This is a genomic window from Acinetobacter sp. YH12156, from assembly GCF_013418235.1.
GTDB classification, from domain to species: Bacteria; Pseudomonadota; Gammaproteobacteria; order Pseudomonadales; family Moraxellaceae; genus Acinetobacter; species Acinetobacter pseudolwoffii.
The window spans coordinates 1-8322 of the sequence record NZ_VPCL01000023.1; the positions used below are offsets into that span (position 1 = coordinate 1).

9 protein-coding genes are annotated in these 8322 nt (G+C 38.7%); 4 read left to right on the forward strand and 5 right to left on the reverse strand.

Translation table 11 applies throughout. The features are described 5' to 3' along the window. Positions 1 to 352: 352 nt before the first annotated feature. From repM to FTU87_RS14620, 4 genes are all read left to right on the forward strand, one after another. Positions 353 to 1303, forward strand: a complete 951-nt coding sequence (gene repM, locus FTU87_RS14605; protein ID WP_257220493.1) for a replication initiation protein RepM — start codon at positions 353 to 355, stop codon at positions 1301 to 1303. 78 nt (positions 1304 to 1381) lie between these two features. Beyond that, entirely contained in the window at positions 1382 to 1903 is a 522-nt protein-coding gene (locus FTU87_RS14610) for a plasmid replication DNA-binding protein (RefSeq protein ID WP_180097722.1), read from the forward strand. Positions 1904 to 2159: 256 nt separating this feature from the next. Beyond that, complete coding sequence (locus FTU87_RS14615; RefSeq protein ID WP_180097724.1) at positions 2160 to 2393, forward strand: helix-turn-helix domain-containing protein; 234 nt, start codon at positions 2160 to 2162, stop codon at positions 2391 to 2393. Further along, positions 2386 to 3141: a type II restriction endonuclease gene (locus FTU87_RS14620; protein WP_180097726.1), complete on the forward strand. Its 756-nt coding sequence runs from the start codon at positions 2386 to 2388 to the stop codon at positions 3139 to 3141. The genes FTU87_RS14615 and FTU87_RS14620 overlap by 8 nt, the downstream gene beginning before the upstream one ends. Here FTU87_RS14620 and FTU87_RS14625 read toward each other — a convergent pair. The 5 genes from FTU87_RS14625 to FTU87_RS14645 all read right to left on the reverse strand — a co-directional run bounded on the left by FTU87_RS14625 (position 3138) and on the right by FTU87_RS14645 (position 7266). Then, positions 3138 to 4052: a Dam family site-specific DNA-(adenine-N6)-methyltransferase gene (locus FTU87_RS14625; RefSeq protein WP_180097728.1), complete on the reverse strand. Its 915-nt coding sequence runs from the start codon at positions 4050 to 4052 to the stop codon at positions 3138 to 3140. The two genes, FTU87_RS14620 and FTU87_RS14625, sit on opposite strands and share 4 nt — an antisense overlap. Before the next feature lie 238 nt (positions 4053 to 4290). Continuing rightward, positions 4291 to 4518: a hypothetical protein gene (locus FTU87_RS14630; protein ID WP_180097730.1), complete on the reverse strand. Its 228-nt coding sequence runs from the start codon at positions 4516 to 4518 to the stop codon at positions 4291 to 4293. A gap of 4 nt (positions 4519 to 4522) precedes the next feature. Beyond that, complete coding sequence (locus FTU87_RS14635) at positions 4523 to 4825, reverse strand: hypothetical protein (RefSeq protein ID WP_180097732.1); 303 nt, start codon at positions 4823 to 4825, stop codon at positions 4523 to 4525. Continuing rightward, the gene (locus FTU87_RS14640; RefSeq protein WP_180097734.1) at positions 4809 to 5561 is read right to left on the reverse strand and encodes a helix-turn-helix domain-containing protein; all 753 of its coding nucleotides are present in this window, start codon (positions 5559 to 5561) and stop codon (positions 4809 to 4811) included. Before FTU87_RS14640 ends, FTU87_RS14635 begins: the two co-directional genes overlap by 17 nt. A gap of 1 nt (position 5562) precedes the next feature. Next, the gene (locus FTU87_RS14645) at positions 5563 to 7266 is read right to left on the reverse strand and encodes a type IV secretory system conjugative DNA transfer family protein (protein ID WP_180097736.1); all 1704 of its coding nucleotides are present in this window, start codon (positions 7264 to 7266) and stop codon (positions 5563 to 5565) included. Between the last annotated feature and the right edge of the window lie 1056 nt (positions 7267 to 8322).

Consider the following 8322-nt stretch of genomic DNA (forward strand, 5'->3'; position numbering starts at 1 on the left):
CAAGTCGGCTTGTCCGACTTGCAATAGAGTACGAGCGAAGCAAGTACATAGGGCAGTTTTCATTCCCTGCTTTTGATAGTGATTGGGCTTTTAATTATTTTTAATGCTTTTAAATGCTTTTAGACAGGCTGAAACGCAAGCCTAGCAAGCTATACAGAGGGTATTCAACTAGGAAAAGTTACCAATTCAACTAGGAAAAGTTACCAATTCAACTAGGAAAAGTTACCAATTCAACTAGGAAAAGTTACCAATCAACTAGGATATAAAATTTATTAATTTAAACTAATTGATTTTTTTACTAGTTAATATTATTGTGATCACTATCAAGACAGCAAGACTACCGAGGGACGCCATGGTTACGGTAAAATTTTTAAAGGAAAAAGATATGTCCCTTGTCGTCAAAGATAATGCTTTGATAAATGCTAGCTTTAACCTCGACCTAGTCGAGCAGCGGTTGATAGTCTTAGCCATCACAGAAGCAAGAGAAACTGAGCAAGGTATCTCTTCTGACAGCTTTCTCACTGTCCATGCATCAAAGTACATGGATACTTTTGGGGTCGGAAGACAAGCCGCTTACAAAGCTCTAAAAAGCGCTTGTGATACACTTTTTGCAAGGCAATTCAGCTACCAAAGCCTGACTGAGACTGGTACTAGAAAGCTTCATCGTAGCCGATGGGTAAGCGAAATCGTCTACGATGAAGGTGAGGCTAGCGTACAGCTTATCTTTGCCCCTGCCATCGTGCCTTTGATCACCCGCTTAGAAAAGAACTTTACAAGCTATGAGACGGAGCAGATCAGTCTTTTATCAAGCAAGTATGCTGTACGCCTATATGAGTTGCTTATCGCATGGAAGAGCATAGGAAAGGTTAGCTTTGACTTAGAAGACTTTCGAGACAAGATCGGCTTAGGATCGACTGAATATCGACCTATGAGCAACTTCAAAAAATTCGTTTTGGATCTTGCTGTAGCTCAGATCAACGCTCACACGGATCTCACAGTATCCTATGAGCAGAAAAAAAAGGGTGTTCGAGTATCGGGCTTTACTTTCCGCATGAAGATGAAGTCGAAAAATCTCCCTGCGACACGTGAGCGCACCGTAGAAGATGTATTTAAAACTTTTACAGATCCTCAACGTCATTTATTTGCTAATAAACTCGCTGAGTTACCTGATATGGGAAACTACTCTCAAGGTACAGAAAGCTATGCTCAATTTGCTATTCGCATCGCTGAGATGCTGAAAGATGCCGAAAAATTTGAAGAATTATTCCCCTATCTTCAGAAAGTTGGCTTTCAACCTGCCTAAAATTTAGACTTGATCATTTGCCTATTAGACAGTCTAATAGGCAATAACATTTTACAAGTTTAGGCATAGGTTTACAGGATGAAAACCCTTACAGTTCTTGAACTTTCCAAGCTGTACAACATCAATAGACAAACAATTTACAACAACATAAAGAAAGGAATTTTAAGTAAAAATTCTGATAATAAGATTGATCTAGCAGAAGCCATACGCGTTTTTGGGGAACCAGTTAAAAAACAGGATGTAAAAGAACCTGTAAAAATAGACAGTCCAAATTCGGCAGAAGTTTTACTGCTTAGACAGCAGATAGACATGCTGAAAAATCAGCTTGATGATGCAAAAGATCGGGAATCTTTCTATCAAAACCAAATTGAAACGATGCAACGCCTATTAGAAGCCCCAAAACCTAATATGACTACGTTTACCGATCAAAAACCTAGCCAAGATATAGCAACGGATCCTCGGTCAGAACCTGAGCCGAAACATGACGGATTGACTACTCCAGAGCAGAGGGAAAATAAGCGTATTCCAGTGCCGGAGCACGTTGAACCGGACCAGCCGAAAAGAGGCTTTTGGAGCCGTTTTTTTAGACCCTATGATTAACCACGATTGTTTAACTGATATGAACAAAGTTGTGAAACATTGATTAAATAATAGGCGTGGAACATGACAAATCACTAAAAAAGCCCGAACAGGGATGTTCGGGCTATCAACTAGAAACTACAGCATTGATTTCTATAGATAATTATAACGCATTTCGTATAAGGTGTATTATGTTAATTTTAGAAATACTTAATTCTAATAGATTTTTAAAATATTCTATTTTGGGATATTTGTTTTTATTACTCATACTTACTCAATGAAAAGAGAATATTATGATTTTTTGTGTGAAATCCTTACCTTATTGAGAAAAGAAAAAAACTTATCTCAAAAAGAATTAGCTGAGCTTCTAGAAAAGCCTCAATCATTCATATCCAAATATGAAAATGGCGAACGTCGCTTGGATTTAATTGAAGTTTTATACATCTGCAAAAAACTAAATGTTTCTCCTCATGATTTAATTAATCGTATGGATGAAATTTGGAATGAATAAAGCTGAGTTTAAGGCTAAGTTACAAAGAAAGTTGAATGAATCAGATAATGACTTGTCCATTTGCGGTTTCGTAAATAAAAATGGAGATATTTATCCTTTAGGTACGGACACAAAAGTATTAAGCACTCTTTTTGAATTGTTTGTAAGGCCTATTATTAGTGAACTAGCAAAAGAAGAAGGTTGGATTGTTGAAGAACCTGCCGTGCAAAATCATTACCCTGACTTTACTCTTACCAATCCTAGAAGCGCTCCTCCAAATCGAATAGCAATTGATGTCAAGACAACTTATACAGAACGTACTACAGATAAATTCGGCTATACATTAGGTGGGTATACAAGCTTTATAAGAAATCCAACTAAAAATATTGTTTATCCTTTTTATGAATACTCATCTCATTGGGTGATTGGTTTTGTATATACACGTGTAGCTACTAGAAAAGCTGCTGACCATCATATTTATAATATTTCAGAAGTAGATCAAATTCCTTTATCTTATAAAGAGGTTGATTGGTTTGTTGCTGAAAAATGGGAAATAGCTGGTACTTCTGCTGGAAGCGGTAATACCACAAATATAGGTAGTATTTCAGGCAGAATTGAGGATTTTAAAGATATAACTCCTAGATTCAGAGATGAAGCAGAATTTTTAGATTATTGGCGTAATTATGGTAGAACAGCCTCCGATCGTAATAGCTTATATTGTAACTTAGACGGATATAGGGGATGGCGACGAAATAATAATGGCTCTTAAAAGAGAGCCATCTGTTTTTCTACTGGATTAATTTTGACTGATTGTAAATCATCAATAAAATTTACAATCAGAGCTTCTTCCATAGAATTTCTCAATTTTTCACTTGAACCGACATGATAGAAATGAGAATGCGTTTTAAACTCAAAATCTTTAAATGATTCAATTAGTTGTAAATTTTCTCGATAATCATTTCTTAACCACATTGAATAAGCAAAGCTACATGGTAGGGCTTTAATTGTATTTTCTAAATCTTCTGCAACTACTTCTGTCCAAGTATTAAAATAGTCAGCATTCCTGCCAATATAAGGGGGATCCAAATATACAAAATCATCTTTTTGGATTTCATTTTTCAAAATATCTTCCCATGATGAGGCTCTAAATTCCCAATCTTTCCCCTCAATCACAGAATCAGCCCAAGCTACTTGATTGCAAATTTTTGTTATGTAAGCTTGTCTAAATCTTTCTGTTTTCTTACAGAAAGGGACATTAAACTTACCTTTTGAATTGAATCTAATTACGCCATTAAAACAAGATCTATTTAAGAATAAGAAATCGTATGGACTGCCATATTCATTAAATCTAGCCCTAACCTCATAATAATATTCCTCACCTTTATCTTGAAGTATTGCTCCTTCTTTTTCTAGAAAGGTTTTCAAATTTAGAGGAGTTATATCTTTACTCTGAATTGCTTTGTAAATATTAATTAGATGATGGTTTGTATCACTAATAAGAGCTTTTTTCGGTTGTAAATTTAGCACAACACAACCTGACCCCATAAAAGGCTCAATCCATCTACCCTTACCAGACCATGAAATATTTTCAGAAATGAAAGGAATCAACTTCGTTTTGATTCCTTGAGATTTAATAGGGGGAGCTTTAACGTGCTCGATACGCTTGGGGAATGTATTCATAATAGCAATATATCCCAAAACAGGATAAAACAACAAGAGGATCAACTATTCTATCGCAATTAGGTAGTCACCATGCCTTTATTACTAATTATCATTTTTTAGCTTTATTTAACATAAAATCTCATATACGAAATTCTTAGTTCGATGCTTTCAGAGTAGGCTTTAGCCTGCACTGAAAGTCGAGCCACTTTGCGCATGGCACTTTGGAAAAGTTCCCTACAGAAGCCAAGCAAAGTACTTACCAAGGTAAATTTTTCTGAACTGTGGCGCCTAGAGCCATTAATTTTTCGGCAGAAGCCTCAGAAAGAGTTGCTCGTAGCTTCTCATACTGCATTTGCCACTCACCCGTCGCCAGCTTTGCCAAAATCATTTTTTTGTACTCTTCTGGAGTCAATCCTAAGACAAAACTTCCTGAGCTATGAATCTCTGCCCCGAAGTTTTCTTTATGTATTTGAATTTCTAACATATCTTTAATTTTCCTCTGTGTGTACTACTAGATATGGCTCAATTTCAGCCATCTTGATGATAAAAGACAGGGCTGTCATAGCTTGGTCATCCAAAGAGTCGATGAATGTCCGTACCGTCTCCATGTCCGCTTTTTTCAGGTCGACAAAAGAGCTTTTAAAAAGCTCTGTGTCCATAGATGCGATGGAAAGAGCAAGATCAAAAGCGTGATCTAGGTCTTTGAAAGCCACGCCTCCCAAGGCTTTTCTAAAGTAGTGACTAAAAGCATGCACTTCAAAAAAAGGGTTTTCCTCAAAAGTTTTTTGCATAGTCTTCCCACTCCTTATAGGTCACAAAGTGGAATCTTTTTCTAAAAGAATCATTCACTGGTCTTATCAGCCCACCAATAAGAACCGTTTCGATACTGAAGATAAGACGCTCTAGGCGTACACACTTATCTTCAGGACAGACATAGACGATCTCTTGTACCGTCCCATCTACAAGCATCTGACAATAGCTTTTAAAAATTTCTTCATATCTCTCAGGTATCTTGATCGTCCTTTCGATCTCAAAAGCTATTTTTCGACCTTTTGGGGATACTGCAAAAGCATCAGGGATTTGAAGCCACGTAAGGCTACTTATCCCCCCAGCATTTTTAAGCTTGCGCTCTGCAACTGCTAACTTCCTAAGCTCACGCCCTCCTAGCCATTCATTCCACCCCAAGTGGATCGCCTTTATCTTTGTACTCTGTATAGCAAGCTCATGCCGGATGGTGATTTCAGAAACCCGATTGGGGTCAAAGTGCCTGTATTTGCCGTCTTCCGTTGCTTCAAAAGCTCCTGTAGGAGTCAATCCCCAAAGAGAAGGACTTCTTTGATCAAAGCAAAAATTAACATCCGACTCCATCAAAAGCCCTCTTCTTTCCAAACTTTTAAGAGTCCTAGAGATGCTTGTACGGCTTACTTTTAAAAGCTCACCTAAAATTTTCCTAGTGCTAAATCCCTCACTTTTTAAAAATTTCAAAATGATTTTTTCTTTCTCTTCTCTACGGTTTTTATAATTCATATCAATCCTCTAGAATCAGTTCTTCCGCTTCATCAAGATCAACACTTTCAGATTCAATAAAACCGCCAAAGTCTTGCACTGTAATAGCTTCATAGTTTTTTGTGACTCTAATCGGGGCAATTGAAATCTTTTTAGGAAGTCCTTCGCCAAAGACAATAGCGACACCTTTAGGCAAATATAGAATTTGATTTTCGTCATAAAAATAACTCTGTTCCTGAGAAATCCTCCGTTCTTTAACCTTTTGAGCTAAACCAAGTGTCTTATCAATTTGACGACTTTCAATATCGACCAAAATTTTCCCCGACTTACGTGCAAAAAACTCAGCAGTCTCAGGGCTTTGGACTCTATAAACAATTTTCAATAGGGAGTTTTCAAAGACTGCATCAATCACCGTCTCAGGCTTTAGATCACTTGGACAGTCCCTAAGATCGCCCAGACTTTGGTGAGCCATAAGAACGTGAAGCCCTTTGTCACGTGCTGCACCCAAGGCTTCTAGAGCTGTCTTTGAAATGTGGTACTTAAATTCATCCAAGAGAACGAAAATCCTTTTGGGTTGGCTTTTAATACGATCTCGACTCTCTGCAATCTGTATCAAGCGAACTAATAGCATTTTTTGAATGCGTATGATCCTAGCGTTACGCATAGACCCAACCACATAAACAACACCGCCATTTTTCACAACTTCCTCCAAAGAAAGTCCGTCTAAGGCATTAATTGATGGAGTACGAGCTAATTCTCTAAATTTCGCCCGAAATCCTTCTGCTTTTTCCATAATTTTATTGTGGGCTTTAAAGATGTTTTGAGGTGTATCACCTTCCTTATAAAGTTCAGAAATTATTTCCGCCATTTCTCGATCTGCAAGTTTGTAGAAATCTGAATCTCCGCCTTTTTCGCCAAGCTCAAAGCCTGCAATCAAAAGTTCTTCTAACTGATCTTGATCACAGCCTTTAAAGATCGAAAGTTGTGCTTTTCTTTTTCTTAGGTCAAGGTAGTAATATGGCAGGCCTGCATCATCTGCGCTTTTTTTTGCTTGCGCTGGTCCATACTCATCATCTTTTGGGTCAAAGATAAAGCAAGGCTGACCAGCTAAAGCACACTGAGCAAGAGTATTCCCACCAAATACACCTTTCCCTGAGCCTGTAGTTCCTGTCACTTGGCAGTGGGGAAAACGTTCATTATCCCAGTACACAGGCTTGTTATTTTCATCGATACCTAGGAAAAATTTTCCTGATTCATAGAAATCCTCAGGATTAAAAGATGGTCTTTCTTGCTGTTTTCCCGCATCTTTTGCGACTTCTCGGACATCAGTAAGGTGATCTCTTTCTGTCCCTGCTTTCTTGGTAAAAAAAGACAGAAATTTTTCTGTAAAAGGGATATAGCTTCGCTCAAGTAGGGCAACCAAAAGCATCCCAAGCACCAAAAAACCACCGTGGGCTAGAGCATCTAAAATGGTGGCTTTATCGAAGAAAAAAGCCACCCCCCAAACCATCACAAAAAAAGCATTTGTCCCAAAAAAAAGCACTTTAAGAAAACTAGGAAGCTCTTCACCCTCTTTTTTGAAAGTCATCCACCCAAAAAATATCATCCCCAAAATGACCGCCAAAAAAAATCGAAAAGGGTGTGAAAAGAAGATTTCAAGAAAATTTTCTATCTCAGGGATGAAAAGTAAAAGCAGGACGACAATGCCTAAAAAAATCCATTTCATAAGTATCGCTCTTAGGTGATAGGACACAGTATTTCGGCACAGTCTATGATTAAAAAACCAACACTGCAATATAAAAAATTGTTATTTTTCAATGTATTATTACACATTGACCGAAAATAATATGAGTTTTTAAGCGGATGTAAATACCAATTTTTAGGTGATGCATTCGATGCTGTGCCCGACCGCTCCAAGCGGTCGGCTGTCCCGAAGGGATTTTGAGCGAAGCGAAAAAGTCTCGAAGCGACCTAGCGAAGAGACCAGGGGGGAGCCACAAGTGGGTGAATTTGAGTAAGCGAAGCGCACCGAAAATTCAGGCCGTCCCAACGGCCGACCCCGAAGTGGGGGCAAAGCCATCCCCGTCGAAGCGAAGCGCACGACAACCCTCCTTCGGTGAAGCAAGTCGGGGAGTTCTTTGCGTAGCGAAGAAGCTCCCCACTTGTCAGAAGGGGGGTTGTCGTGCGCCGCAGGCGCGCAGACGGGGGCTTCGGTGTAGGTAAGATCGCCCTAGCGATCTAGCCAACCCGTCCCGAACCCTTTCGGGCTGAAAGCAAGCGATAGCGCAGATTTCAGAGGGTAGCGTAGCGGTGGCGTTACCGTTTTAAGCGCAACCTTTATTTAATCAAATGTGTCAAAACACTGTGTCAAAACACCGTGTCGGCTTTGTCCTATTGTTTAGTCACACTTTAGAATTCAAAAAGGTGTTTTTTTAAGCGAGTGTCTACGAGCTGACACAAAGAAAATTTGCGTCTCGACCCTCTGAAAAACTGCTTTTTAAACTATTTTGCATCTAGAGAATTTTTATTTTTTTCACTGGCCTTTACGTCTAGACGAGCGAAGCGAGCGTAAAGCTTCTGAGCGTAGCGAAGTCATAGTCGCTTTTGCTTTTGCAGCCTTTGCTCTAGAACTATCTTTGTTAAAACTGCCCCAAGCAAGTCGGCTTGTCCGACTTGCAATAGAGTACGAGCGAAGCAAGTACATAGGGCAGTTTTCATTCCCTGCTTTTGATAGTGATTGGGCTTTTAATTATTTTTAATGCTTTTAAATGCTTTTAGACAG